Below are 533 nucleotides of genomic sequence, written 5' to 3'. Positions count from 1 at the left end.
TCACGCGTAACCGGGAACGCGCGAGAAAGTTTCTAACGGCCAAATCGCTTAGCTCGCGTTCTCCGGTTCACGCGATGGTTCCCCGCTCTTGTGAATTCAAAGCCAACTGCATTGTTCGGATTGAAACTGTGACGCAGGAAGAATCAGCCAAGGATGACACCAAAGAGAAACACGGCAAAGAAAATAAGGTTCAGCACCATGCCAACGCGATATCGCCCATATAAATATGCTCGAGCGGCGAATAGGCAGGAAATGCCGAGGATAAAGTAGCTGACAACGAAGGCGATAGTGCTCAGAAAGTCATCCGGCCAGTAACCGCTCAAAAAGTCATTTCTGACTGCGGGGTCGCGAAAGATGAAGTAGATCATCAAAGGCAGAAATGCACTGCACCCGATCCCAATGATCGCGGATAGGGCGACCGGGAAAAACCGCCACCGGCTTAGCGAGCCGGCTAGCGTCTCAGGTTCATTGGTAGGGCGATAGGGATTGGATGTGCTCAAAGGTATTAATTGCGTCGCGATGGAGACGCGAGA

1 protein-coding gene is annotated in these 533 nt (G+C 51.8%); it reads right to left on the bottom strand.

Features of this window, described 5'->3' with window-relative positions; all coding sequences use genetic code 11:
* Positions 1-143: 143 nt before the first annotated feature.
* On the bottom strand, positions 144-533 hold a 390-nt coding region (locus RE6C_RS02270; RefSeq protein WP_039961002.1), incomplete at its 5' end, for a hypothetical protein.

This window comes from Rhodopirellula europaea 6C (assembly GCF_000338295.1).
GTDB classification, from domain to species: domain Bacteria; phylum Planctomycetota; class Planctomycetia; order Pirellulales; family Pirellulaceae; genus Rhodopirellula; species Rhodopirellula europaea.
Note: the sequence above shows the minus strand (reverse complement) of the source record. Positions and strands in the feature narration are given on the sequence as shown.